This window comes from Nocardia sp. NPDC005825 (assembly GCF_040630175.1).
Classification (GTDB): domain Bacteria; phylum Actinomycetota; class Actinomycetes; order Mycobacteriales; family Mycobacteriaceae; genus Nocardia.
In genome coordinates, this window is the sequence record NZ_JBEXXC010000004.1 from 476,280 (window position 1) to 499,875 (window position 23,596).

The following is a 23,596-nucleotide window of genomic DNA, read 5'->3' on the forward strand; positions in this document are numbered from 1 at the left end:
CCCCCGGGATCCGGCGCGTGAACCGGAGTCGTCCGGTGGGCGAGACCTTCGGCCGACAAGAACCAAACCGATTTACCGGTGCGGTGTCGGCTGAAGCGCCCCCGCATTCAGCCGACAGGCCGGAGACCTGGGAGCTGACTTCATGATCGCCACGATTTTGCTGAGTTTCGGCGTGCTGTTCCTCGCCGAACTGGGCGACAAATCTCAGCTCATGGCGCTGACCTTCGCGCTGCGCTACCACTGGTGGACCGTGCTGTCCGGCATCACCGTCGCCAGCGTGCTGGTGAACCTGATCGCGGTCGGCGTCGGCCACTTCCTCGGTGCGGCCCTGCCGACCGGTGTCATCTCGCTGTTCGCCGCCGCCACCTTGATCGGCGTCGGCCTCTGGACCCTGCGCGAGACCCTGACGAACTCCTCGGACGCCGAGGACGAGGTCGCGCCGCAGGTCAGGTCCCGGTCCGCGTTCCTGGTCGTGCTGTCGGCCTTCCTGCTCGCCGAGCTCGGCGACCGCACCATGTTCGCCACCATGGCACTGGCCACCAACAACAACTGGGTCGCGGTGTGGATCGGTTCGGTCGCGGGCATGGTGGCCGCGGGCGCACTGGCCATCGTGATCGGCGTGACCGTCGGCAAGCACATCCCGGAGCGGATCATCGCGGTCTGCTCGGGCCTGCTGTTCCTGTACTTCGGTGCGCTCACCCTGCTCGAGGCCTTCGCGCACGAGCTGGGCACTCCGCTGGCCGCATTGCTGTCGCTGGCGCTGCCCGCCCTCGCCGGCGGCGTGCTGCTGGTGCTGCGCCGCCGCGCCGGGACCCCGGCCGGATCAGTCGCCGAGCACGTTGTCGCCGAACAGATCCCCGCTGCGCCGCACGAGGTCCAGTAGCGGCGCGCGCAATTCGCGCAATCCCTCCGGGTCGCCGACCGCGATCCGCGCGGTGACCATCGAGCTCAGCGCCGCGACCAGGGTCTGACAGGCGAAACGCTGCGACTCGGTCTCGGCGCCCAGCACGTCGGCGACCATGGCCACGAAGGTTTCCTGCAGGTGGGTGCGCCGCGCGATGGCATCCGGGCCGGCGGCGTACACCTCGACGAGAAACACCCGGGCGTACGCCGGTTGGGCGGCCAGTGCCTCCAGGTACGCGCCGAGCAGCCGTTCCATCCGTTCGGTGCGGGTCTCCCCGTCGAACTCGGCGCCGGTGGCCGCCAGGATGCCGGTCAGCATGAGTTCCGTGGCGCGCTCGTAGGCGGCCTCGAAACAGTCCTCCTTGGAACGGAATTGCTCGTAGAAGGTTTCACGGGAAACCCCCGCGCGCTTGATGACCGCGGCCACCGGTGTTCCGACATAACCGTTCTCGGTCATCGCCTCGGCCATGGCGGCCAGGATGCGGTCGCGCTGGGCGGCCACCACGTGCTCCCGGGGCAGGCCGTGCCGGCCGCGGGGAAGTTGGCGGGTTGCCGATTCGGTCATACGCGGGACTCCAAGTGGCCTCGGTCGTTCAGGCGAGCTTTCTCATTCTGCGGGGCCGGGCCGGTTGCTCGGTGGTGAACCCCGTTGGTTCCGTATCGGCGATGGCCAGTCCACTCGCTACACCCCGGCGCAGCGAGAAGTCGATCAGGTGCTGGGTGAGCGGACGGCACCACAGCGCCATGCTCACCCAATACGGCGAGACGATGTGGCGGGAACGGCGGGCCAGCGCCCGCTCACAGGCGTCGATGGCCGGGCCCAGCGGGGCGACGCCGGAGACGGTGGACCGGCCCAGAATGCTGCGGGCGGCCTCGGTGCCGAAGCCGCGGGTGGTCATCTCGGTGTCGAGTTCGGCGAAATAGGCCAGGCCCACTTTGGCCCCGGTATGCCGCAATTCGATGCGCAAGGTGTCGCCGAGCGCCTCGACCGCGGCCTTGGAGGCGCTGTACGCACCCGCCAGGGGTAGATGGATGGCGGCGGCCAGCGAGGAGACGATCAGGATGTAGCCGCCCGGGTGCGCGATGTGCGGTCCGGCGGCGCGCATCGTGTAGTAGACGCCCAGCACATTGACGGCGAGAGTCTCCTCGAGCACGGTCGGGTCGCCGCCGAGCAGGGATAGCTGCCGGGCGATGCCCGCGTTGCAGACCACCGCGTCCAGGCCGCCCAGCTCGGCGGTCAGCGAGTTCACCACCCGTTCCACCTGGGCCGGGTCGCCGATATCGCAGTACCGCCAGGGCGCGTCGCCACATTCGCTCGCGACCTGGGCCAGCAGCGTCTCCTCGATGCCGAGCAGTGCGACGTGCGCCCCGTGCGCGTGCAACTGACGGGCGAGAGCGGCCCCGATGCCGCGGGCCGCGCCCGTGATCAGAATGCGTTTGCCGGCCACGCGCGGGATCCGGCGGCGGAAACCACGGCGATGACCGACCGTGCTGGCGTTCATGAGCTGAAACTACCACTTAGACGAACACCCGTGTTCGCAAATCTCGAGAGCCTGTTGTGTAGGCCCGCACACAGTCCCGCTAGGGTGCCTATTGACGGATGGCCAGCGAGAGGGCCGTCCCTTGTCGAGAGGACCAAACCGTGGAGATTTCGGGCTCCGCCGCCATTGTCACCGGAGGTGCTTCCGGTCTGGGTGCGGCCACCGCCAAGCGTTTCGCCGATGCGGGCGCCACCGTGTTCGGCCTGGATCTGGCTCAGTCCATCGAGCGTGCGGGTGACAGCGTCCCGGCCGGCGTCACCCTCATCCCGACCGACGTCACCAGCGGTGACGAGGTGGCCGCCGCGGTCGCCAAGGTCGTGGAATCCGGTGTGCCGCTGCGCATCGTCGTCAACTGCGCCGGTGTGGGCTGGGCGGGACGCATCCTGTCCAAGAACGGCCCGCACGACCTCGAGCTGTTCCGCACGGTCATCACCGTGAACCTGCTCGGCTCCTTCAATGTCATGCGCCTGGCCGCCGACGCCATCGCCAAGACCGATCCGGTCGACGAGTACGGCTCGCGCGGCGTCATCATCAACACCGCCTCGGTCGCGGCCTTCGAGGGCCAGATCGGGCAGATCGCCTACTCCGCCTCCAAGGGCGGCGTCGCGGGCATGACCATCCCGGCCGCGCGTGACCTCGCGCAGTTCGGCATCCGCGTGAACACCATCGCGCCCGGCATCATCGACACCCCGATGCTCGCCGGTGTCACGGAGGAGTACCGCAAGGGCCTCGAGTCCGGCGTGCCGTTCCCGTCCCGCCTGGGTCGCCCGGACGAGTACGCGCAGCTCGCGCAGTACATCACCGAGCACGACTACCTGAACGGCGAGACCATCCGCATGGACGGCGCGCTGCGCATGGCTCCGCGCTGACGCTGAGTCTCGGGGGCTTCGCCCCCAAACCCCCGTAAGGGATTCCGGGGGCCCAGCCCCCGGACCCCCAGACAGCACAAGGCCCGCACCGGAATTCGGTGCGGGCCTTGTTATTTCACGTGTGGGGAGCGGGGTGCGACCCCGCGGCCTCCCTTAGTGCGGGCGAACAGCGGCCGCCTGGGGGCCCTTCTTGCCCTCGGTGATCTCGAACGAGACCGCCTGGCCCTCCTCGAGCTGACGGTAGCCGTTGCCCTCGATCTCCGAGTAGTGGACGAAAACGTCGGGGCCGTCCTCGCGGGCGATGAAGCCGTAGCCCTTCTCCGCGTTGAACCACTTGACGGTGCCCTGAACCATTACCTTCTCCTGACGAGGTGTTTCTTTTTATTGCGTGGGCGTCGCGGCTGCGATACCCGGGTCGATCAGAAGGCGGCTTGCAACTTGACTGGCAAGGTGAAGCAACGCCCGCACACTGTTCCGCGCGAGCATGTTGAAACACGAACACGAAAAACTTACGACCAAGACATACAACGTACGCCCTCGCCGCGAGTTCCCGGAAATCGCCGAGCATGTGCACCGTCACATCCGCACCCGGCTGAGCATGACCGATTCCCGCTCGCTATGGATCGGGAACGTAGCGGCGACGCCGCCACGACCCGATCCGACGCGCCGGGTCAGAGTGTGCGGGTGAGGCGATCGGCGAGGATCCGGGCGAAGTGCGCCGGGTCCTTCAACTCCCCACCCTCGGCGAGAACCGCCGTGCCGTAGAGCAATTCGGCCGTCTCGGTGAGGGCGAGCGGCTTGTCCTCGTCGTCGGCCACCTGCGCGTACGCGTCGCGCAGACCCGTCACCAGAGCGTGGTCCGGGTTCAGTTCCAGGATCCGCTTGCTGTGCGGCAGCTCCTGGCCGGAAGCGCGGTACATGCGCTCCAGCATCGGAGTGAAATCGAACACATCGCCGACGATGCAGGCGGGGGAGGTGGTGAGCCGGTTGGTCAGGCGCACCTCCTTGACCTCCGCGTCGAGGGTCTGCCGCAGCCAGCCGAGCACTCCGGAGAAGTCCTTCTCCTGCTGTTCGCGCAGCTGCTCGGAGGCCTTCTTCTCGTCCTCGGTCTCGAGGTCTACCTCGCCCTTGGCGATGGAGACGATCGGCTTGCCCTCGAACTCGGTGACCGAGCCGACCCACATCTCGTCGACCGGGTCGGTCAGCACCAGCACCTCGAGGCCCTTGGCCCGCAGCGCCTCCATGTGCGGCGAGTTCTCGATCTGCTGTCGGGACTCGCCGGTCATGTAGTAGATCGCGGACTGGGTCTCGGGCATGCGCTCGACGTACCCGGCCAGCGTGGTCAGTTCGCTCTCGGAGTGCGTGGACGCGAACGACGAGACGCCCAGAATGGTCTCGCGGTTGTCGGCGTCGGAGAGCAGGCCCTCCTTGAGCACCCGGCCGAACTCGCGCCAGAACTCCTGGTACTTGGCCTGGTCCTCGGCGTTCTTCAGATCCTTGACCGTGGACAGCACCTTCTTCACCAGGCGCTTGCGGATCATCTGGATCTGGCGGTCCTGCTGCAGGATCTCGCGGGACACATTGAGCGACAGGTCCTGTGCGTCGACCACGCCCTTGACGAAGCGCAGGTACTCCGGCATCAGTTCTTCGCAGTTGTCCATGATGAACACCCGGCGCACGTAGAGCTGCACGCCGCGCTTGTGCTCGCGGGTGAACAGGTCGAACGGCGCGTGCGAGGGAATGAACAGCAGCGCTTGGTATTCGAAGGTGCCCTCGGCCTTCATCGGGATGATCTCGAGCGGATCGTCCCAGGCGTGGGCGACGTGCTTGTAGAACTCCGTGTACTCCTCGTCGGTGACCTCGCTGCGCGGGCGGGTCCACAACGCCTTCTGGGAGTTCAGGGTCTGGGTCTCGACGATGGTCTTCTCGACCTTGTCCTCGCCGTCGCCCTCCATGACGGTGCGCTCGACGTCCATCCGGACCGGCCAGGCGATGAAATCCGAGTACTTCTTGACGATTTCGCGGAGCTTCCACTCCTGCGTGTAGTCGAAGAGGTGATCGTCCTCGTCGGCCGCCATCAGGTGCAGCGACACCGAGGTGCCCTGCGGGGCGGTGTCGAGTTCCTCGATCGTGTAGGTGGGGCTGCCGGCCTCCGATTCCCAACGGGTACCGGTGGTTTCGCCCGCCTTGCGGGTGGTCAGGGTGACCTTGTCGGCCACCATGAAGGTCGAGTAGAAGCCGATGCCGAACTGGCCGATCAGCTCCTCGGCCTGCTGGTCGCCGGCCTTGGCCTCCAGCAGCTGCTGACGCAGCGCGGCGGTGCCCGACTTGGCGAGCGTGCCGATCAGGTCCACCACCTCGGCGCGGGACATGCCGATGCCGTTGTCGCGCACGGTGAGCACGCGGTTGTCGCGGTCGACCTCGAGCTCGATGTGCAGATCCGAGGTGTCGGCGTGCAGGTCCTTGTCGCGGAAGGTCTCGAGGCGCAGCTTGTCCAGCGCATCGGAGGCATTGGAGACCAACTCCCGCAGGAAGGTGTCCTTGTTCGAATACACCGAGTGGATCATCAGCTCCAGCAGCTGATGGGTCTCGGCCTGAAACTCCAGGTGTTCGACGTGTTCGGTCACGACGCGATATTACGACGGTCGAAGTCGGCGATGGCGGGAACCTCGGCGTCCGCGCGGTCGGTCATCCAGTCCCGCAGCACCTGGGTCGCCCGGCAGTCGTCCTCGTTGTACTCGAAGATGCGGGTGCGCTGGGACTGGTCCGGTTCGCCGCCGTCGTAGGCGACGGCCAGGCGGTACCAGGCCATCGACGCCTCGCCGCCGGCCTCCGCGTCACGCCAGTGGAAGCCCGCGACCGGCGCGATCTTCTTGAGGCCCTTGCCGTTCGGGCAGATGAACTGCTCCGACACCGCCTGGAACATGTCCACCCACTGCGGCCCGTCCACGAACCGCTGCACCTCCCGCTCGGTGGGGATGCCGGGGCGGCCCGCGAACCGGCGCGCCGACTCGTAGAGCCACTTGTCCTCGGCGGTGCGCGAATAGCAGTAGGCGGCAAAGGATTTACCGTCGGCGGCGGCCTGCGCGCGCACGCCCATCAGCCAGGTCCAGAACTCCGCGAAGGAGCGGCCCTCGTCCTCGGTGGGCAGCGGATCCCAGGTGACGAACGGGCGGTACACGCCGTCGAGCAGGGTGCCCCACAGGTAGGCGCCGTGCTCCTGGAAGCTCTCCAGGTCCACGTCCACCTCGACGTCGGCGCGGGTCACCCGCACCCGGTCCACCCGGCGGACCAGCGGCGCGCCCGTCGCCCAGGCGCGGGCGGTGACCACGGCCTCGGTGAACGGCTCGTACTGCCAGTCGTCCGGATCGTCACCGCTCCAGGCGGCCAGCTCGTCGATGGTCTCGACGCCGTGGCGGCGCAGCACCTCGGCGCGCGAACCCGGGGCCACCAGACTCACGTCGCGGTGCTCGACCAGCCACTGCTCACAGCTGCGGCCGCCCTCCTCGGGGGCCCGGTTCCACCAGGGGCACTGGCGGCATTCGGGGACTTTCGAAGGGACGGTGGGGAGTTCGCCGCGCACCACCGCGATGCGGTCGGCGTAGCGGATGTCGTAGTCGTCCAGCAGCAGGGCTAGGTCGTGCACCAGGATGCGGTCGAAGTGGTAGCCGATGGCGCCGCCGGTCAGCGCCGGACTGGCCAGGCCGTGCCGCTGCAGCATGCGGTACAGGTGCGCGAGGCGCTGGAGGTCGCGCGGCTGCGGCCGGGTGCGGACGTGCCTGTCCTCCTGGGGATTCCACTCGTACAGGCCGCTGGTCACCGGGTGGTGGTCGGCCGGGTCGGGCTGGCGGGGGTCGGTCACCTTGTGGTTCACCACGATGACCGGGCGGTATCCGCCGCGATCGCGGTCGCGCCACAGGATTTCGCAGCCGCCGCGACGGCCGGTGTCGGCCTCCTGCGGGAGCAGCGCGCCCCAGATGCGGTCGGCGCCCGCGGCCATGGCGGCCATGGTGGCGGCGGCCCGCGCGGTCGCGGGCTGCTTGGGATCGATCACCGTCCAGCTCTCGGGCGCCGCCGCGACCAGGGTGTCGCGCACCTGAGATCTGTGCGCGGCCGCCGCTTCTCGTCGCTGCTGCACGCCGGCGTCCTCGGCGACTCCGGTCAACACGCCCGGATGGGTGGCGTCCAGGAAAAGCCGGTGCCGGCACCCGATCAGCGCGCGCGCGTCCACGAACGCCGCCCGCTCGCCATGGTCACCGATGCCCGAATACACGCCAGTCAGTATGGCCTCATCCCCCGACAGGGTCGGCGGGCCGCCCTGTTTCCGCCAGGCGCTCGCTGTGACGGGAACCCACCCGATAGGGTGATTCGCACACTGCGTTTCATGGGCGGACAGGCATTTCCCCCGGCCCTGTACTGCCATGGCGAACCAGCATGACGGAGGCCATCAATGGGGTTGTTCACCAAGCGCAAGAAGCGGGTCAGCCGCCGAGCCGAGGCGAAAGCCCTCAAGCACAAGGCCGGCATGGAGGCCAAGCTCGGCGCGCGCAACGAGCGCAAGCGCAACCGTGCCGAGGCGCGCACGCAGCAGCAGGTCGCCAAGGCCGAGATCGCGAAGCTGCAGGCCGAGGAGAAGGCCGCCGAGAAGGTGGCCGCCCGCGCCGAACGCGACCCGTTCAGCGCGGCCTCGATCCGCAAGTACCTGGGCGTGGCCCGGATCCTGGTGCCGGTGCTGGCGCCGCTCGCCTACCGCGGCGCCACCTTCGTGCGCGGGCAGCTCGACGCCCGCCGCGCCCAGCAGCTCGGCGTCGGCCTGGACCAGCTCGGCGAGTTCGCCGGGCCGGGCGCCAAGCTGCAGGCCCGGATCGCGGGCGTGGAGTCGACGCTGGCCGAGATCGAGGCCAAGCACACCGACACCGAGACCAAGAAGTTCGTGGCCGCCAGTCGCGACCGGCTCGACAGCCTGACCGCGGCGGTCCGCACCGCCGCCCAGATGCCGGTGCCGCGCCGCCGCGCGGTGCACGCCTCGATCTCCAACGAGCTCTCCGGCATCGAGGCCGACGTGCTCAACCGGCTCGGCGTGCGCTGAGTCACCCATGAGCTCGGTGCGCGGCGGATCGGCCGGGGTGGCCATGGCCGCCCTGGCCGTCGGCGCGCACGGGTTCGCGGGCGGCGGCTACCCCGGCACCTCCGGGCTGATGCTGCTGATGCTGGCGGCGGCCGCGCTCGGCGCGATCGCCGCCGTGCTGCGCCCGCCCGCCGCGCTGCCACTGCTCATGCTGGCGGGTCAGCCCGTCTGCCACGTCGCGCTGAGCGGCCTGGTGCAGCACGGGCACGCCGCGCGTGCAATGGAATTCACCGCGCACGGGCCGATGGTGTTCGCGCACGCGGTCGCGGGCCTGGTCTGCGCGTTCGGGATCCTGGTCGCCGAACGGCTCTACGAACTGATCTCCCGGGCCGTCCGGGTGGCGCTCACCCGCCCCGCCGGTCCGCCCGCGCGGGTCGCGCGGCTGCGCCCGGCGCACCACTCCCCCACCTCGAAAACCCTTCTCGCACTGGGCGCGGCCGGACCGCGCGCGCCCCCGGTCACGGCGTAACCCCGCTCCCTAACTTCCCGTAGCCATTGTCAGAGAAGGCAATACACTCATGAACACCTCTCTTTCGCGTGCCCTGATCACGTCGGCCGCCGCCGCGGGGCTGCTGCTGTCCGGCGCGGGCATCGCCGCCGCGCACGTGGTGGTCGACGCTCCCGGCGCGACCCAGAAGGGCTACACGGTCGCGACCTTCCGGGTGCCGACCGAGTCCGATACCGCGTCCACCACCAAGGTTTCGGTGACGCTGCCGAATCTGAAGAGCGCGCGCACCGAACCGATCCCGGGCTGGAGCTCCAAGGTCGAGAAGAACGCGCAGGGCCAGGCCGTGTCGGTCACCTGGACTGCCGATCCCGGCAACCCGGGTGTGGCGCCGGGGCAGTTCCAGCGCTTCGCGGTCTCCCTCGGGCCGCTGCCCGAGCAGGCGAAGGTCAGCTTCAACGCCAGCCAGACCTACAGCGACGGCAAGGTCGTGGACTGGAACCAGCCCGCGAACGCCGACGGCACCGAGCCCGAGCATCCGGCCCCCACCCTCACCCTCGCCAAGGGCACCGGCCACGATGACGACGCGCCCGCCGCAGCCGATTCGGACAAGGCCGACAAGGCCACCGACGACACCGCCCGCTGGCTCGGCGGTGTCGGCCTGGCGCTCGGCGCGCTGGGCGCGGCGCTCGGCCTGGGCAGCGTCATCCGGGGACGGCGGTCATGAGCCGCAAGGTCGCCGGCCTGATCACCGGGCTGCTGGTCGCCCTGTTCGCGCTGCTCGGCGGTGGCGTCGCGGGCGCGCACTCGGCCGTGGTGGGTTCCAGCCCGGAGAACGGCGCGCAGATCGACACCTCCCCCGCGTCGGTCAGCGTCACCTTCAACGAGAGCCTGCAGCCCGCCTACCCGTCCATGACGGTCACCGGGCCGGACGGCAATCTGTGGTCGAAGGGGCAGCCGAAGGTCGACGGCGCGACGCTCAGCGTCGAGGTCGGCGAGCTGGGTCCGGTGGGCGAGTACAAGATCGCCTACCGGGTCACCTCCGCCGACGGGCACCCGGTCAGCGGCACCCGGTCGTTCACGCTCACCAAGGCGGGCAACGGAACTCCGGGCCCGAAGTCGGACGCCGGCGCCAAGTCGGGCGGCTCCGACGGCGGGGTGCCGCTGTGGATATTCATCGTGTGCGCGGTGGCATTGTTCGGCGGCGGCCTGGCCTTCGCGCTGTTCGGCGGACGGGGCAAGCGGCGCTCGTGAACCGGCCCGGCCGCATCGATCGTCGCCGGGAGCGCGGGACGACCGGCGGTGGCAGCTCACCGAGATGGCTACTGCTGCTGGTCATTCCGGCCGCCCTGGCCGGGGCCGCGCTGGCCTGGGCGCTGGCCGCCGAGGATCCGGTGCAGGCCGAGGCCCCGGTCCGGGTGCTCGCGGACTGCGCGGGGGCGACCGTGCTGGGGCTGGCGGCGCTGCCGCGGCTCTCGGACCGGTTGACCCCGCACTGGCGCGCGCTCACCGTGGCCGCCGCCGCGTGGGCGGCCACGGAATTCGCCATGCTCGTGCTGGAAGCCGCGGAGGTGCAAGGGATTCGGGCGCGGCGGCTGAGCGGGACCCAGTTCGGCGACTACCTCGCGCATGTGAGCGGCGGGCAGATCGGGATCGCGCTGCTCATCGGGACCGGGGTGGTGGCGGCCTACAGCGCCTTCGGTTTCCGGCGACCGGATCGGGCCACGGCGGATCTGGTGCTGGTCTTCACCGCGGTGACGCTGGCGCTGCGGCCGATCACCGGGCACATGTCCCAGCAGACCTTCGGGTCGGTGCTGGCGGCGGTGCACGCGCTGGCCGCGGCGGCCTGGTTCGGACTGCTGCTGGCGCTGGCGATGACCGTGCGCACCCGCGGCGAATGGGCGGCGCTGCTGCCGAAGTACTCGAATTGGGCGCTGCCGCTGGTGGTCACGGTGACCGTCACCGGGCTGGTGAACGGGCTGGTGCGGATCGGCGGGGTGAGTCCCCTGGTGACCAGCGGGTACGGGCGGATTCTGCTGGCGAAGACGGTGCTGGTGGCGGTGCTGATCGGGCTGGGCTGGTGGTGGCGGCGCGGCTGGGTGCCGAAGGCCGCCGATCACCGGATGACGGCGGAGCAGTCGCTGCGGCGCGCGATTGTGGAAGTGCTGGTGATGGCGCTAGTGTTCGGGTTGGCCGCGACGCTGGCAGTGACCGCGTGATAGATGGCATGCATCACAACCCCTGCGACGAAAACTAGAACACGTTACAGTTGCGCCCATGACAGAAGTCAAGATCGTCGCGGATTGCGCCGCCTCGGCCGAATCCGCCTTCGCCTATGTCAACGATTACCGGCATCTGCCGAAATTCATCAATGAGATCAGCGCCTTCACCCCGCTGACCGAACAGATCGAGGGCGTGGACGCCACCTTCGACGGCACCATTCAGCTCGGGCCGATCGCGCTGCACTCCACCATCAAGATCGTCCGGCACGAGCCCGGATACGCCATCGCGGTGAAATCCATCAAGGGCTTCGAAATCGAATCCACCTTCCTGTTCCACGACAAGGGCGCCGAATCCTGCACCATCGACGCCATCGTCGACTACCGGGTCCCCGGCGGCCTGGCGGGCAAGATTCTCGGCAAGACCATCGAGCCCTTCGTGAAGCTCGCGGTGAGGAGCTCCACCGGCAACCTGGTCAGCCAGGTCTCGGCCTTCCACGCCGAGCGCGCCAGCGCCGAGCCGGACCGCACCAACGCCTGATCCAGTCCACGGGTCGTCAGAGCCGCCGACCCCCCGCGGTTGTCCGCCGCGCGCCCGCTGAGGGATCCTGGGCGCATGTCCGAACGCACCACCCCCAGCCCGCTGCAGCGCCTCGGCTACATCTGCGGCCGGCCCCTCCCGCCTGCCATGCGGGACTGGGTGCTGCGCGACCTCACCGGCCCCGGCGCCACCCGCCGCTACCTGCTGCGGATCCTGATCCCGATCATCCCGGTGCTGTGCCTGTTCCTGCTCATCCCCGGCCCGCTGTGGATGGGCCTGGCCATGATGGCCCTGCTGTATCTGCCGCTGATCTACTTCACCGCGGCCCTCACCTACGTCTTCCGCCGCAACCGGCTCATCAAGAACGGCCTGGACCCCGCGCTCGCCGACGCCGACCGCCGGGCCCGCGAGGCCGCCGACCGCACCGCCTACGAACAGCGCCACGGCCGCGCCTGACCCTGTGTCGCCGGTCTCGATTCGAACCCCCCGACCGCCGCGAGGAATACGCTCGAAGGCAGTGATAATCGGCTTCGGGTTCGATGGAGAACCAGATGGAACCTCAATGGGCGGCACCGCAATTCCTGGCGAGTGATGCCGATCGGGAACACGCGATCGAGGCGCTGAAACAGAGCTTTCAGGCCGGGCGGATCACGGTCGAGGAATTGTCCGAACGCATCGGGCACGCGCTCACCGCGCGGACCTGCGGGGAAATCGACCGGGTGATGAGCGGATTGCCGTGGCAACCGGTCACCCCGATGCGATATCCCGCGTACTACGCGCCCTATACGCCGCCGCCCGCGCGGTCGAAGGGGATGGGGATCGCCGCGTTCGTGCTCGGGGTGTTCGGATTCCTGTGCGGACTCACCGCGGTGCCCGCGGTGGTGCTGGGTTTGGTCGCGCTCACCGTCGAACCCGAACGCCGCGACGATCGGGGATTCGCGATCGCGGGGCTCGCGGTGGGCGCGATGTGGATGCTGGTCTTCGGGTGGATCTACTTCAGCTGACCGCTCGCTCGAAGGCCAGCAGGTCGGCCTCGGTCTGGCGGAACAGCCAGTAGTCACCGAGGAAGCCGAGCACGCCCGCCACACACAGGCCGTAGATCGGGACCAGCACCAGCGCCACCTCCCCCGTATCGAGGAACATCAGGCTGGCGATCACCCCGACCAGCGGAATCGCCACGGCCACCGCCAGATAGCGGGTACAGCGGCGGCCCAGCGAGCGCAGCGCGTCCCGATCCTCCGCCGTCTCGCCGTGGGTGAGCAGCCGCGGATAGAAGCAGCGCACGATGAAGAAGGTCACCACGAAGAACGGGTAGGCGACCGCGATCGCCCCCGAAACCAGCAGCGTCGCCACCAGATTCACGATCCGGCCCGGCGACAGGTCGGTCAGGACGACCAGCGACACCGCCGACACCACGGCCGCCAGCACCCACCACACGAAGGCCAGCAACGCCACCCGGTCACCGTTCTTCAAGGTGTCCCGGCGAGCCAGCGACAGGGTCGCCGAATCGTAGGTGCGGCCCCGGCGCAGACCACGCCACACGATGAAGGCGCGGCGGCACAGATAGTTGGTGACCGCGATGGCCGCGGGCGTGGAGACCAAGACCAGCATATTGCCGACCACCTGCAACCGGGCCCGCTCCTCGGGCGTGAACCACAGCGCCCAGAGCGGATGGTTGTGCAGATTCGCGTATGCCATGCCGAGCGCGTCGCCGACCAGGCTGGCCACCGTGATCAAGGCCAGCAGCGACCACGGCCCGACCCGGGCCCGCCAGCTGTGCTCGGGCGGATCCACCAGATCGCGGGCCCGCTCGTCCAGGCACAGCTCCAACTGCTGGGCCAGGGCCGCGCCGTCCGCCCAGCGGTTCTCGCGGTCTGGGGCCAGGCATTTCAGCAGCACCCGGCGCAGGGTCGCCGGGCAGTCGGGCGGAAGCGCCTCGAGATGGACCGGATCCACCTCGTGGCGGCGCAGTCGCAGCATGCGCTCGAGCGAGGACTCCGAATCACCCGCGCGGGTCTCGTCGTCGAAGGGGCGGTAGCCGGTGAGCAGTTCCCACAGCACCACCCCGAGGGCGTACACATCGCTGCGCCCGTCCAGCGCCTCGGCCGTCTCCGGCAGGTGCGGATGGCAGGCGGCCAGCTGTTCCGGGGACATGTAGGCCAGGGAGCCGCCGAAGTAGGCGAGCGGACTCGCGCCCGCCACGTGCGTGCTGAAACTGATGTTGTAGTCCGCGAGCTTCGGGCTGCCGTCCGCGGTGAGCAGCACATTGGCGGGCTTGATGTCCCGGTGCAGAACGCCGTTGGCGGAGGAGTAGTCCAGCGCGCGGGCCAGCCGGGCGCCCAGCCACGCAACGGTTTCCGGCCAGGACCGCTCCGCGTGCTCGGTGCGCGTGGCGGATTCGCCGGGCACCAGGCCGCCCTTGTCGCGCATGGCGGCGTCGACGGCCTCCAGCAGGATGCCGCCGTTCCGTTCGGCCGGTTCCCGGGAACGCACCAGCCCCAGCACCTTCGACAGGGTGCCGCCCGGAAGGTACTGCATGTAGAGCAGTTTCAGTTCCCGGTCGGCCAGCAGCCGCTGATCGAAGACGCGCACGATGTGCTCGTGGTCGAGCTGGGCCAGGGTCTCGGACTCGGTGCCGTGATTCTGCGAGATCTTCACCGCGACCAGGCGCTGCATGGATCGCTGCCGGGCCAGGAAGACCCGCGCGAAGGCGCCCGCGCCCAGTTCCACCAGCAGATCGAAATCGTCGATCCGGTCGCCGACCTCGATGCCCTCCAGCGCGTGCTGGGCCTGCGGGCGGGCGATCAGGGTGCTGCGGTAGTCGTGCTCGGCCCATTCGGTGGGGGCGGCCTCGGTCGGATAGCAGCTGATGTCTAGGGCGATGCCGGAGCGCTCGAGCGCGTGGAACTCCTCGTAGGCCAGGTCCGGGGGCAGTGGGCCGGATCGCAATTCGTCGAACTCGCCGCGGTATTCGGCCAGGCGTTTGGGGAAGTCGTAGCGGATCCAGCGGTATTCGAGGTCCACCTTGATCAGTTCGATCAAGGCGACGCGACGCAGTTGCGGTGCGCGCGGCAGGAATTCGACCAGGTTCGGCGGGGCGCCCGCGGCCTCCCAGGCGGCTTGGAACCCGGCGATGGTCGACGCCAGCAGAGATCGGATCTCGTCGACGCCATCGGAGTCGATCACCGGTTCCACGTACATGCCTCCCCCGACCTGGATTCACCGGGTGGTCGCCAGTATGCGCCCGAGAATCCGACTGAGCGGTTGATTCATTCCTGTAGATAGATCGCGGAGCGAGCGCGGAGCGCATCACCCCCGGCCCGGGGCAGCCGACCGGAGCCCCCGCACGGCCGGTCACGGGGCACTATTGTCGCGGTATGAGTGAGCAGTTCCCGGAACGGATCTGGGGTTCCCGTACCAACCTGCTGTCCCGGCTGGCCAGCCCGTTCGCCGCCACCAAGCTCGGATCACTGGTCATCCGCAAACTGACCCCGCTCGATCGCAGGGTGCTCGAACGCAGCGGCGGCAAATACACCGTCCTGGGCCCGATCGGCGCGCCCGTCATCCTGCTCACCACCGTCGGCCGCAAGTCCGGCGCACCCCGCACCACCCCGCTGCTCTACGTGCACGACGGCGACACCCTGTACGTGATCGGCTCCAACTTCGGCCAGTCCCACCACCCCGCCTGGACCGCGAACCTGCTCGCCAACCCGGCCGCCGAGGTCGCCATCGCCGGGCAGCACCTGCCCGTCACCGCCGCCCTCGTCACCGACGAGGACCGCCAGCGGGTGATCTTCGAACGCTTCGAGGAAACCACCGAGGCGTACACCGCCTACCGCAACCGCACCGCCCGTGACTTGCGGATATTCGCCCTGACAAGATAGTTCTCGTGACCGAATCAACGAACGTAGTGGCAACCGCCGACCTAGCCGACGAGATCGGCCCCGAGATCCGAAGCTGCGACACCCAGTTCATTCAGTTCGGTGGCCGCGAGACCTTCGCCGGCCGCATCGTGACCATCAAGACCTTCCAGGACAACCTGCTGGTCAAGCAGACCCTCGGTGAGCCCGGCGCGGGCCGCGTGCTGGTCGTCGACGGCGGCGGCAGCATCCACACCGCCCTGGTCGGCGACATCATCGCGGGCCGCGGCGTGGACAACGGCTGGGCCGGCGTCGTCATCAACGGCGCGGTCCGGGACTCCGCCGTGCTGCGCACCATGCCCATCGGCATCAAGGCGCTCGGCACCAACCCGCGCAAGAGCACCCAGAAGGAGGGCAACGCCGAGAAGGACGTCACGGTCGAATTCGGCGGCGTCAGCTTCGTCCCCGGCGACATGCTCTACAGCGACCATGACGGCGTCGTGGTTCGCAGCGAAGACTAGGCCGACTCTCGGGAAGCTCTCAGCGGCTGAGGCCCGGAACCCCCGACAATGGGAACCCGTGTGCCTTCAGCCGCTGGTGACCCGAGCCTTGTGCCCGGCCAACGCCACCACATCCCCGGCGTGTAGCTGCCGCCCGCGGCGCAGCTCCACCTCGTCGTTGACACGTACCAGGCCCTGGGCGATAACGGTCTTGGCTTCCGAACCCGAATCGATGAGGTTCGCCAGCTTCAGGAACTGGCCGAGTCGAATGACCTCGTCCTCGATCGGGACATCGAATGGATCCGACATGGGGTACATCCTCACCCGCGGCCGCCGTGAGACCAAACCGCGCCCCCGCCACCGGCCGCCACGCGGCGGTCACCGCCACCGGCCGCACCGCGGTTTCCGCAATCAGCCGCACCGCGGTTTCCGCCACCAGCCGCACCGCGGCGACAAGACACGAACCGGGTTCTGAGTGCACATGGGTACGGGCAACATTCACACTGGTGCGGTGACTTCCACGCAGGACCGGCCGCACCCCGACTCCGACCACAGACCGGAGCCGCGGTCCCCGGAGGTGCCGCACCGCGGGCACGGCCGGTTGCGGGAGCTGCCGCACGTCGCGGGCACCGCGCTCGGCATCTTCTCGGTCCTCTGCTTCGCCTGGAGCATCTCGCCCGGGCTGCGCTACCTGACCACGCACCTGCGCCACTTCGTCGACACCTACTACTTCGACGCCCCCGACACCTCACTGGTGTGGGCCCTGGTCATCGGCCTGCTGGCGGGCGCGACCGCCAGCCGCAAACGCATCGCCTGGTGGCTGCTGGTCGGCTACATGGCGGCCTTCGCGCTCGCCAACGCCCTCGACTTCGCCTCCGAGGGCGACATCAACGCCCTGGTGGCGTTGATCATCCACCTCGCGGTGATCGGCGTCCTGATCGCGTCCTGGTCGGAGTTCTACACCCACGTGCAGCAGGGCGCGGTGTGGCGGGCGCTGGGCGTGCTCGCGGGCGGACTGGCCGTGGGCAGCCTCGCCGGATGGGGCCTGGTCGAACTGTTCCCCGGCAGCCTGCCCGACCACACCGAGCGCGCGCTCTGGGCGGTGTCGCGAGTGACCGCCACCATCCTGGTCTCCAACGAAGACTTCGACGGGCATCCGCCGCATCCGGTGAACCTGCTGCTCGGCCTGTTCGGCGCCATCGCGCTGCTGGCCGCGGTGATCACCCTGTTCCGGTCGCAGCGCTCCTCCAACGCGCTCACCGGACTCGACGAATCCGCGCTGCGCGGGCTCATCGAACGCTCCGACGTCGAGGATTCGCTCGGCTACTTCGCCACCCGCCGCGACAAGGCCGTGGTGTTCGCGCCGACCGGCAAGGCCGCCATCACCTACCGCGTCGAGCTCGGCGTCTGCCTGGCCTCCGGCGACCCGATCGGGCCGAAGGAGGCGTGGCCGCACGCCATCGACGCCTGGCTCCGGCTCGCCGACCAGTACGGCTGGGCCCCCGCGGTGATGGGCGCCAGCGAGCTCGGCGCCACCGCCTACCGGCGGGCCGGACTGTCCGCGCTGCGCCTGGGCGACGAGGCCATCCTCGAGACCCGCACCTTCTCCCTCGCCGGACCCGATATGAAGCCGGTCCGACAGGCCGCCAATCGTCTTGCCAAACAAGGCATCACGGTGCGGGTGCGCCGCCACAAGGAGATCTCCCCCGAGGAGATGCAGGACGTCATGCGGCGCGCCAACGAATGGCGCGACACCGAGACCGAACGCGGCTTCTCCATGGCCCTGGACCGGCTCGGCGACCCGCTCGACGGCGACTGCCTGCTCGCCGAGGCGGTCGCGCCCAACGGGCAGGTGCTCGGCATGCTGTCGTTCGTGCCGTGGGGCCGCACCGGCGTCTCCCTCGACCTCATGCGCCGCGACCGCACCGGCCCCAACGGGCTGATGGAACTGATGATCTCGCGGCTCGCCCTCACCTCCGACCAGTACGGCATCACCCGGATCTCGTTGAACTTCGCGGTCTTCCGCGCGGTCTTCGAGGAGGGCGGCCGGATCGGCGCCGGACCGGTGCTGCGGCTGTGGCGCGGCGTGCTCATGTTCTTCTCGCGCTGGTACCAGCTCGAGGCGCTCTACCGCTCCAATGTGAAGTACCAGCCCGAATGGGTGCCGCGGTTCTCCATGTTCGAGGAACGCCGCCACCTGCTGCGGGTCGCCACCGCCAGCGCGCTCGCCGAGGGCTTCCTGCCCCGCTTCGGCCGCGAGCACGACGCCTCCGCCCACACCGGTCTGCGGCCCTCGGTGCCCGCCGGCGTCACCGGCCTGCACGCCGACGGCAGCCCGCCCGACCTGCCGTCCGAGGAACTCGAGGAGAACGGCCCACGCCGCCCCGAACAGGTGCGGGTGCGGATGGACAAGCTGGCCAAGCTCCAGGACTCCGGCGTCGAGGCCTACCCGGTCGCCTATCCGCCCACCCACACCGTGGCCGCGGCCCGCGGCTGCCCGCAGGGCACCACGGTGCGAGTCTGCGGCCGGCTCTTGCGGATTCGCGACTACGGCGGCGTCATCTTCGCCGTGCTGCGCGACTGGTCCGGTGACATCCAGCTGCTCATCGACCGCGGCCGGGTGGGCGCGGACCGCAGCGAGTCGTTCACCGAGTTCTTCGACCTGGGCGACCTGATCGAGGTGAGCGGACAGCTGGGCCGCAGCCGCCGCGGCGAACTGTCCCTGCTCGCGCAGGACTGGCGGATGATCGGCAAATGCCTGCACCCGCTGCCCGACAAGTGGAAGGGTCTCTCCGATCCGGAAGCCCGGGTGCGGCAGCGCTACGTCGACATGGCCATCAACACCGACATCCGCGAGGTGATGGCCAAGCGCAGCGCCGTGGTGCGGTCCCTGCGGGACAGCCTGCACGGCTGGGGCTTCCTCGAGGTCGAGACCCCGGTGCTGCAACAGGTGCACGGCGGCGCCAACGCGCTGCCCTTCACCACCCACATCAATGCCTACGACCTGGACCTGTACCTGCGCATAGCACCCGAGCTGTACCTCAAGCGACTGTGCGTGGGCGGCATGGAGAAGGTGTTCGAACTGGGCCGCGTCTTCCGCAACGAAGGCGTCGACTACAGCCACAACCCCGAGTTCACGATCCTGGAAGCCTATGAGGCGCACAGCGATTACGAACGCATGATGCACGCCTGCCGGCAGCTCATCCAGACCGCCGCGGTCGCCGCCAACGGCAGGATGGTGGCGCTGCGGCCCGGACCCGACGGCGCGCTCACCGAGGTCGACATCTCCGGCGACTGGACCGTCAAGACCGTGCACGGCGCCGTGTCCGAGGCGCTCGGCGAGACCATCACCCCCGACACCGACGCCGAACGCCTGCGGCTGCTCTGTGAGAAGGCGGGCGTCCCGTTCCAATTGGGCTGGGACGCCGGGCAACTCGTGCTCGAGATGTACGAGCACCTGGTGGAGTCCAGCACCCAGCACCCCACCTTCTACATCGACTTCCCCACCTCCGTGTCCCCGCTCACCCGCGCGCACCGGCACATCGCCGGTGTCACCGAGCGCTGGGACCTGGTCGCCTGGGGCGTCGAATTGGCCACCGCCTACAGCGAATTGACCGATCCGGTGGAGCAGCGCCGCCGCCTCACCGAACAGTCCATGCTGGCCGCCGGCGGCGACCCGGAGGCCATGGAACTCGACGAGGACTTCCTGCAGGCCCTCGAACACGCCATGCCGCCCACCGGTGGCCTCGGCGTCGGCGTGGACCGGGTGGTCATGCTGCTGATCGGCCGCAGCATCCGCGAAACCCTGCCCTTCCCGCTGGTGAAACCGCGCGGCGCGGGCAGCTGAACCCGGCAGGACCGGGGTAAACCCTGATTCCCGCGGCCGTCTCCCCGGTTAATCTGGGAGTTCGGCCCGGGAGGGCCACCGGCCACACCGATTGGGGACTCCATGCATTACCTAGATCTCATGACCCAGGCGACACTGCTGGACCACCACGTGTGGACCCACCCCGACACCTGGAACGCCGCCCTCGAGAACACCGCCGCCCGCCGCTCCAGCAGCAAGCGCGGCATGAGCTTCTGGGGCTTCCTGGGCGTCTGCTGCATCGGCATCGTGATCCTGATCCTGGGCATCGTCTACCTGATGCGCCGCAAGAAGGGCTGACCCCCGGCACCCCCGGAGTGCGCTGCGGGCCGGGTGCGGCAGAGTGGGGGTGTGCAGTTGATCCTCGTCCGCCACGCCCAGCCGCAGCGCGTCCAGGCCGAATCCGGCCACGCCGACCCGGATCTCACCGCGCTCGGGATCGAACAGGCGGGCCGGGTTCCGGCCGCACTCGCCCAGCACCGGATCGCGCGGGTGGTCAGCAGCCCGCAGCTGCGGGCCCGCGAGACCGCGCGGCCCACCGCGGAGAAGCTCGGGCTCGACATCGACATCGTGGACGGGCTCGCCGAATACGACCGCGAGCTGCCGATGTACATCCCCATCGAGGACGCGCAGCGGGACTTCCAGGAAACCTACGAGCGGATCAAGGCCGGGCATCTGCCCGAGCAGATCGACGGGGATGCCTTCATCACGCGGGTGCGCGACAGCGTCACCGCCATCGTGGCGACCGCCGCGCCCGCCGACACCGTGGTCGTCTTCGCGCACGGCGGCGTGATCAACGTGCTGCTGCAGGACGTGCTGGGACTGGCCCGGCCGCTCACCTTCCCGATCGACTACTGCTCGATCACCCGAATCCTGTATTCGCGCACCGGCGGCCGCACCGCCGCCACCGTCAACGAGAACGGGCACGTCTGGGACCTGCTGCCGCGCGCGCAACGCGCCCTGCCCTGACCGGCGCCCGTCCAACGCTCAGCCGACTCCCAGCCCGATCGCACATACCCCGGAGGCCCGGGCCTTTCGATGGGACTCGTGCGCCGCTCCCCCGCGGCGCACGATCCCGACAGAAAGGCACCACGATGTCCGCCCTCGACAAGCCCCGCCGTCGTCTCGCCCTGCGTCTGGCCGCGGCCGGGTTCCTGGCCGCCATCCCGCTCGCCGTCGTCGCCCTCCCGGCGAACGCGGCGACCCCCGCCGATTCCGCCACCCCGGTCGTCGCCCAGCAGATCGACGACAACGGGCCGTGGGACCACGATCACGACCGGGACCGCGACCGGGATCACCACGACCGCGATCACGACGGTGACCGGAACCGCGACGGCGACTGGAACAACAACGGCGACAACGGCTGGAACAACAACCCCGCCCCCGCGCCCGCGCTGCCGCCCACCGGCTCCTTCGGCTAGATCCCCGCAGACAGCCGAAAAGGCCGCTCCCGGACCGGGAGCGGCCTTTTCGATGCGGTGAGGTCCTGGGGCGCAGGACCTCTCACCCGAGGATCAGGCGTTGGTCGCGATCCAGTTGTGCATCCAGGTCAGCGCGGTCTGGCCGCCGCCGACGCCGTAGCTGCCGTAGCTGGTGTGCTTGCCGCTGCGGTAGAACTGCTCGAGCTGGTGCGCGTACTCGCTGTCGGCGCCCTCGGCCAGCTGCGCCTGCAGGGTCGGGAAACCACCCTGGGCCATCAGGTCATTGAGGATCGACCCGAACTCGAGCTGGGTCTGCCACGGGTTGAAGTTGTTCGGGTTCGTCGCCTGCGCCAGGAAGCCGGCGAAGCGGGTGACGAAGTCGGTCTCCTCGGTGGAGCAGTACAGGTCGCCGAGGGCGCACACGGTGCGCACCTTATCGCTCACCCAGCCGAAGCCGCCGGCACGCGGACCGCCCGCGCCCGCGCCCGGGGCGAACGGACCGATCTGGGCGTCGGTGGGCGAACGCCGCGGGTCGGAGATCAGCGCGACGGCCGCGAGGCGATCCGGCGGCACCACGCCGTGGCCGCTGCCGATCTCGGCGGCGAGATCGCCTGCGGCGTCGGCGCCCTGGCTGTAGCCGGTGATGGCGATCTTGGTGCCCGCGCAGCGCGCGGCCATGGCCTGGACCAGACCGCGGGCGTTGTCGACGGCTTCCTTCTTGGAGGCGGCGTAGATGTCGCCCTCCCACGGGAAGGCGGTCGCCGCGTAGGTCACGTAGTCCACGTCACCGGGTAGACCATTGGTCACCGTGGCCAGCATGCCGGGCTTGGGGTCCTTGTCGTGACCGGTCTCCCAGGTGCCGGGGACGGCAACCGTGTAGAGACGCGGGCACCCCGGGTCCGCCGAAACGGGACCGCTGCCCAGGACGATTCCCGACATGAGCACGCTCGCCGCTGCACCCGCAGCCGCGACAATATTCTTCAACCGCACCCTTGCTCCAGTTCACGCTTGTGCCGGGACATCTCACGCGTCCCGTATTCCCGATCATGGTGCGGTCGCCGGATGACACTCCGGTGCACTCCGGGTTAACCCAGGTAACCGCCCCGTATGAGTTCGCCGGAACAAACTGGTCGACGAGATCAGCGACACACCGCCGACAAGCATAAAGGGGCCTAGTCAGCAGTGCCAGACGAGCAGGCGAAGACGTCCGATTCCGGCCGAACATTCACCGGCGCAGCAATATCCGGCAAATCCGGCGGATCAGCCCTGCAGCGCGGCCTCGAGCATGGGCCACGAGCGGTGCAGCGCGTCCTCCCAGTACCGCCAGGAATGCGTTCCGGAGGGCCGGAATTCGACCTGCGCCGGGATGCCGAGCGCGCCCAGCCGATCGGCGAGCTGATGCGTGCACCCATTGGTCGCGGCCTCGATCAGACCGCCCAGGATGATCTGGTTGGCCAGCGTCGCCGGGCGACCGCCGATCGACGGCGAATCCAGGGTGTCCATCGGACCGGGCAGTCCGGTGGAGTTGGAGATGAACAGCGCCTTGCCGCGCAGCTTCTCGGCATTCATCACGGCGTCGTGCCGGGCCCAGTCCGGGTCGCCGGGCGGGCCCCACATATTGCGGGAGTCGGCGTCGCCGCGGTCGAGCACCATCTGAATGTACTTGCGGCTGTTGTCATCGGCGGTGGAGGCACAGCCGCTGTAGGCGGCGACCGCGCGGTAGCGATCGGGCGCGAGGATGGCCATGTTCAACGCGGAGGTCGCGGACATGGAGACACCCGCGATGGCGTTCGCGCCGGACGTGTTGAGCGCCTTGTCGATAATGGGCGGCAGTTCGGCGGTCAGGAAGGTTTCCCACTTCTGGCGGCCGATCGCCGGGTCATCCTGTTGCCAGTCGGTGTAATACGAGAATTTACCGCCGACCGGCGATACCACATTCACGTTCTTGTCGGAGAAGAAACTGACAATATCGGTTTGCCGATACCAGGTCGCAGCGTCCTCGCCGCCGCCCGCGCCATTCAACAGATACAGCGTCGGTCGCGGCACGCTGTTGTCGAATGCGGTGAGGACCTGGAGCGTGATCTCCCGGCCCATGGCGGCCGAATAGACCTTGAACTCTTCTTGCCGCTGTCCGGGCCGATCGATCGAAACGAGATGGGATTCCGCGGAATTCGCGGGATCGGCCGTGGCCGTACCGATGGCCTCCGGCGACAACGTGAGGGCCAGCGAGAACGCCAGGCCCGCAATCGCGGTGAGTGCCGGTGACTTACGGGTGCGCATCGGTACGGGTGTTCCTATCGATCG

Annotated in this window: 25 protein-coding genes; 16 read left to right on the forward strand and 9 right to left on the reverse strand. The window is 69.2% G+C overall.

Features of this window, described 5'->3' with window-relative positions:
* Positions 1–142 precede the first annotated feature (142 nt).
* Entirely contained in the window at positions 143–883 is a 741-nt protein-coding gene (locus tag ABZ382_RS14465; protein ID WP_357088371.1) for a TMEM165/GDT1 family protein, read from the forward strand.
* On the opposite strand, the gene ABZ382_RS14470 is transcribed toward ABZ382_RS14465, so the two are convergent.
* Both ABZ382_RS14470 and ABZ382_RS14475 read right to left on the reverse strand, forming a co-directional pair.
* Positions 824–1,468 carry a TetR/AcrR family transcriptional regulator gene (locus tag ABZ382_RS14470; RefSeq protein ID WP_357088373.1) on the reverse strand — a complete coding sequence of 215 codons (645 nt, stop codon included), beginning with the start codon at positions 1,466–1,468 and terminating at the stop codon, positions 824–826. The two genes, ABZ382_RS14465 and ABZ382_RS14470, sit on opposite strands and share 60 nt — an antisense overlap.
* A gap of 28 nt (positions 1,469–1,496) precedes the next feature.
* Positions 1,497–2,405: an SDR family NAD(P)-dependent oxidoreductase gene (locus ABZ382_RS14475; RefSeq protein WP_357088376.1), complete on the reverse strand. Its 909-nt coding sequence runs from the start codon at positions 2,403–2,405 to the stop codon at positions 1,497–1,499.
* 140 nt (positions 2,406–2,545) lie between these two features.
* Between ABZ382_RS14475 and ABZ382_RS14480 the strand changes: the two genes are divergently transcribed.
* Entirely contained in the window at positions 2,546–3,313 is a 768-nt protein-coding gene (locus ABZ382_RS14480) for an SDR family NAD(P)-dependent oxidoreductase (RefSeq protein WP_040802270.1), read from the forward strand.
* A gap of 153 nt (positions 3,314–3,466) precedes the next feature.
* Here ABZ382_RS14480 and ABZ382_RS14485 read toward each other — a convergent pair whose 3' ends face one another.
* The 3 genes from ABZ382_RS14485 to ABZ382_RS14495 all read right to left on the reverse strand — a co-directional run bounded on the left by ABZ382_RS14485 (position 3,467) and on the right by ABZ382_RS14495 (position 7,586).
* Positions 3,467–3,667 (reverse strand): cold shock domain-containing protein, encoded by a 201-nt coding sequence (locus ABZ382_RS14485; protein WP_033085228.1) that lies wholly within the window; start codon positions 3,665–3,667, stop codon positions 3,467–3,469.
* Between the two features lie 317 nt (positions 3,668–3,984).
* Positions 3,985–5,940: a molecular chaperone HtpG gene (htpG, locus tag ABZ382_RS14490; protein ID WP_357088379.1), complete on the reverse strand. Its 1,956-nt coding sequence runs from the start codon at positions 5,938–5,940 to the stop codon at positions 3,985–3,987.
* On the reverse strand, positions 5,937–7,586 hold the full coding sequence (locus ABZ382_RS14495; RefSeq protein ID WP_357088382.1) for a TM0106 family RecB-like putative nuclease: 1,650 nt from the start codon (positions 7,584–7,586) through the stop codon (positions 5,937–5,939). The genes htpG and ABZ382_RS14495 overlap by 4 nt, the downstream gene beginning before the upstream one ends.
* A gap of 177 nt (positions 7,587–7,763) precedes the next feature.
* Here ABZ382_RS14495 and ABZ382_RS14500 point away from each other — a divergent pair, with 177 nt between their 5' ends.
* The 8 genes from ABZ382_RS14500 (at position 7,764) to ABZ382_RS14535 (ending at position 12,650) form a co-directional block, all read left to right on the forward strand.
* The gene (locus tag ABZ382_RS14500; protein ID WP_357088386.1) at positions 7,764–8,402 is read left to right on the forward strand and encodes a DUF6474 family protein; all 639 of its coding nucleotides are present in this window, start codon (positions 7,764–7,766) and stop codon (positions 8,400–8,402) included.
* A gap of 7 nt (positions 8,403–8,409) precedes the next feature.
* On the forward strand, positions 8,410–8,910 hold the full coding sequence (locus tag ABZ382_RS14505) for a hypothetical protein (protein WP_357088388.1): 501 nt from the start codon (positions 8,410–8,412) through the stop codon (positions 8,908–8,910).
* A 49-nt stretch (positions 8,911–8,959) separates the two neighbouring features.
* Positions 8,960–9,613 carry a YcnI family protein gene (locus tag ABZ382_RS14510; RefSeq protein WP_357088391.1) on the forward strand — a complete coding sequence of 218 codons (654 nt, stop codon included), beginning with the start codon at positions 8,960–8,962 and terminating at the stop codon, positions 9,611–9,613.
* On the forward strand, positions 9,610–10,140 hold the full coding sequence (locus ABZ382_RS14515) for a copper resistance CopC family protein (protein ID WP_357088393.1): 531 nt from the start codon (positions 9,610–9,612) through the stop codon (positions 10,138–10,140). Before ABZ382_RS14510 ends, ABZ382_RS14515 begins: the two co-directional genes overlap by 4 nt.
* Before the next feature lie 14 nt (positions 10,141–10,154).
* Positions 10,155–11,105 (forward strand): CopD family protein, encoded by a 951-nt coding sequence (locus tag ABZ382_RS14520; RefSeq protein WP_357088791.1) that lies wholly within the window; start codon positions 10,155–10,157, stop codon positions 11,103–11,105.
* Positions 11,106–11,163: 58 nt separating this feature from the next.
* Positions 11,164–11,646: an SRPBCC family protein gene (locus tag ABZ382_RS14525; RefSeq protein ID WP_357088396.1), complete on the forward strand. Its 483-nt coding sequence runs from the start codon at positions 11,164–11,166 to the stop codon at positions 11,644–11,646.
* 75 nt (positions 11,647–11,721) lie between these two features.
* Positions 11,722–12,102 (forward strand): DUF5313 family protein, encoded by a 381-nt coding sequence (locus ABZ382_RS14530; protein ID WP_357088398.1) that lies wholly within the window; start codon positions 11,722–11,724, stop codon positions 12,100–12,102.
* Between the two features lie 95 nt (positions 12,103–12,197).
* On the forward strand, positions 12,198–12,650 hold the full coding sequence (locus tag ABZ382_RS14535) for a DUF1707 and DUF4190 domain-containing protein (RefSeq protein WP_357088400.1): 453 nt from the start codon (positions 12,198–12,200) through the stop codon (positions 12,648–12,650).
* Here the strand turns inward: ABZ382_RS14535 and ABZ382_RS14540 are convergent.
* Positions 12,643–14,847 (reverse strand): serine/threonine-protein kinase, encoded by a 2,205-nt coding sequence (locus ABZ382_RS14540; protein ID WP_357088403.1) that lies wholly within the window; start codon positions 14,845–14,847, stop codon positions 12,643–12,645. The genes ABZ382_RS14535 and ABZ382_RS14540 overlap by 8 nt on opposite strands.
* A 176-nt stretch (positions 14,848–15,023) precedes the next feature.
* On the opposite strand from ABZ382_RS14540, the gene ABZ382_RS14545 reads away from it, so the two are divergent.
* Together ABZ382_RS14545 and rraA are read left to right on the forward strand one after the other, a co-directional pair.
* Positions 15,024–15,530, forward strand: coding sequence for a nitroreductase/quinone reductase family protein (locus ABZ382_RS14545; RefSeq protein ID WP_357088405.1), 507 nt, complete (start codon positions 15,024–15,026; stop codon positions 15,528–15,530).
* A 5-nt stretch (positions 15,531–15,535) separates the two neighbouring features.
* Positions 15,536–16,027, forward strand: a complete 492-nt coding sequence (gene rraA, locus ABZ382_RS14550) for a ribonuclease E activity regulator RraA (RefSeq protein ID WP_357088408.1) — start codon at positions 15,536–15,538, stop codon at positions 16,025–16,027.
* Between the two features lie 66 nt (positions 16,028–16,093).
* On the opposite strand, the gene ABZ382_RS14555 is transcribed toward rraA, so the two are convergent.
* On the reverse strand, positions 16,094–16,315 hold the full coding sequence (locus ABZ382_RS14555; RefSeq protein ID WP_357088410.1) for an RNA-binding S4 domain-containing protein: 222 nt from the start codon (positions 16,313–16,315) through the stop codon (positions 16,094–16,096).
* A gap of 268 nt (positions 16,316–16,583) precedes the next feature.
* On the opposite strand from ABZ382_RS14555, the gene lysX reads away from it, so the two are divergent.
* The 4 genes from lysX to ABZ382_RS14575 all read left to right on the forward strand — a co-directional run bounded on the left by lysX (position 16,584) and on the right by ABZ382_RS14575 (position 21,292).
* The gene (lysX, locus tag ABZ382_RS14560; RefSeq protein WP_357088794.1) at positions 16,584–19,853 is read left to right on the forward strand and encodes a bifunctional lysylphosphatidylglycerol synthetase/lysine--tRNA ligase LysX; all 3,270 of its coding nucleotides are present in this window, start codon (positions 16,584–16,586) and stop codon (positions 19,851–19,853) included.
* Positions 19,854–19,973: 120 nt separating this feature from the next.
* The gene (locus ABZ382_RS14565; protein WP_357088413.1) at positions 19,974–20,171 is read left to right on the forward strand and encodes a hypothetical protein; all 198 of its coding nucleotides are present in this window, start codon (positions 19,974–19,976) and stop codon (positions 20,169–20,171) included.
* Between the two features lie 51 nt (positions 20,172–20,222).
* Positions 20,223–20,840 (forward strand): histidine phosphatase family protein, encoded by a 618-nt coding sequence (locus ABZ382_RS14570; RefSeq protein ID WP_357088415.1) that lies wholly within the window; start codon positions 20,223–20,225, stop codon positions 20,838–20,840.
* Positions 20,841–20,965: 125 nt separating this feature from the next.
* Positions 20,966–21,292, forward strand: a complete 327-nt coding sequence (locus ABZ382_RS14575) for a hypothetical protein (RefSeq protein ID WP_357088417.1) — start codon at positions 20,966–20,968, stop codon at positions 21,290–21,292.
* 93 nt (positions 21,293–21,385) lie between these two features.
* Here ABZ382_RS14575 and ABZ382_RS14580 read toward each other — a convergent pair whose 3' ends face one another.
* Both ABZ382_RS14580 and ABZ382_RS14585 read right to left on the reverse strand, forming a co-directional pair.
* Positions 21,386–22,231, reverse strand: a complete 846-nt coding sequence (locus ABZ382_RS14580) for a cutinase family protein (protein WP_357088419.1) — start codon at positions 22,229–22,231, stop codon at positions 21,386–21,388.
* A 321-nt stretch (positions 22,232–22,552) separates the two neighbouring features.
* Positions 22,553–23,572, reverse strand: a complete 1,020-nt coding sequence (locus tag ABZ382_RS14585; protein WP_357088421.1) for an alpha/beta hydrolase family protein — start codon at positions 23,570–23,572, stop codon at positions 22,553–22,555.
* Positions 23,573–23,596: the final 24 nt, after the last annotated feature.

Coding starts and splice junctions, on each gene's coding strand:
- ABZ382_RS14540 (WP_357088403.1), bottom strand. CDS start 14,847: ATGTACGTGGAACCGGTGATCGACTCCGATGGCGTCGACGAGATCCGA.
- ABZ382_RS14485 (WP_033085228.1), bottom strand. CDS start 3,667: ATGGTTCAGGGCACCGTCAAGTGGTTCAACGCGGAGAAGGGCTACGGC.
- ABZ382_RS14585 (WP_357088421.1), bottom strand. CDS start 23,572: ATGCGCACCCGTAAGTCACCGGCACTCACCGCGATTGCGGGCCTGGCG.
- ABZ382_RS14535 (WP_357088400.1), top strand. CDS start 12,198: ATGGAACCTCAATGGGCGGCACCGCAATTCCTGGCGAGTGATGCCGAT.
- ABZ382_RS14475 (WP_357088376.1), bottom strand. CDS start 2,405: ATGAACGCCAGCACGGTCGGTCATCGCCGTGGTTTCCGCCGCCGGATC.
- ABZ382_RS14565 (WP_357088413.1), top strand. CDS start 19,974: ATGACCCAGGCGACACTGCTGGACCACCACGTGTGGACCCACCCCGAC.
- ABZ382_RS14515 (WP_357088393.1), top strand. CDS start 9,610: ATGAGCCGCAAGGTCGCCGGCCTGATCACCGGGCTGCTGGTCGCCCTG.
- ABZ382_RS14510 (WP_357088391.1), top strand. CDS start 8,960: ATGAACACCTCTCTTTCGCGTGCCCTGATCACGTCGGCCGCCGCCGCG.
- ABZ382_RS14465 (WP_357088371.1), top strand. CDS start 143: ATGATCGCCACGATTTTGCTGAGTTTCGGCGTGCTGTTCCTCGCCGAA.
- ABZ382_RS14470 (WP_357088373.1), bottom strand. CDS start 1,468: ATGACCGAATCGGCAACCCGCCAACTTCCCCGCGGCCGGCACGGCCTG.
- ABZ382_RS14505 (WP_357088388.1), top strand. CDS start 8,410: ATGAGCTCGGTGCGCGGCGGATCGGCCGGGGTGGCCATGGCCGCCCTG.
- ABZ382_RS14580 (WP_357088419.1), bottom strand. CDS start 22,231: ATGTCGGGAATCGTCCTGGGCAGCGGTCCCGTTTCGGCGGACCCGGGG.
- ABZ382_RS14545 (WP_357088405.1), top strand. CDS start 15,024: ATGAGTGAGCAGTTCCCGGAACGGATCTGGGGTTCCCGTACCAACCTG.
- ABZ382_RS14575 (WP_357088417.1), top strand. CDS start 20,966: ATGTCCGCCCTCGACAAGCCCCGCCGTCGTCTCGCCCTGCGTCTGGCC.
- ABZ382_RS14555 (WP_357088410.1), bottom strand. CDS start 16,315: ATGTCGGATCCATTCGATGTCCCGATCGAGGACGAGGTCATTCGACTC.
- ABZ382_RS14525 (WP_357088396.1), top strand. CDS start 11,164: ATGACAGAAGTCAAGATCGTCGCGGATTGCGCCGCCTCGGCCGAATCC.
- ABZ382_RS14530 (WP_357088398.1), top strand. CDS start 11,722: ATGTCCGAACGCACCACCCCCAGCCCGCTGCAGCGCCTCGGCTACATC.
- ABZ382_RS14500 (WP_357088386.1), top strand. CDS start 7,764: ATGGGGTTGTTCACCAAGCGCAAGAAGCGGGTCAGCCGCCGAGCCGAG.